The following is a 282-nucleotide window of genomic DNA, read 5'->3' on the forward strand; positions in this document are numbered from 1 at the left end:
CCTCAAATTCTCTACATTGATGCCAGTCTTGATTTTCTCAGGTTTCTTTCTCCACAATATTTATGTGGTATTGACGATTATTTTTGTGACAGCTATGACTTTGGGTGTCTTCAATCCGAAAATGAATGCCTTGGTCTTAAATGAACTGCCTGAAGATAAATTGGCGACAGTCGGTGGAGGGATTGATGCTTTCTGCCAGATTGGTATGGTAGCAGGTCAAGCTTTAGTTGCCCTAATGGTGACAGTGCTTTCTGCGACAAGTATTTCTCTCATCTTCCTCTT

1 pseudogene is annotated in these 282 nt (G+C 41.1%); it reads left to right on the forward strand.

Going from position 1 to position 282, the window contains the following annotated elements:
- A pseudogene (locus tag C1G53_RS11145) lies at positions 1–282 on the forward strand (MFS transporter); the annotation flags it as partial.

It is taken from the genome of Streptococcus suis, assembly GCF_002960445.1.
Classification (GTDB): Bacteria; Bacillota; Bacilli; order Lactobacillales; family Streptococcaceae; genus Streptococcus; species Streptococcus hyiners.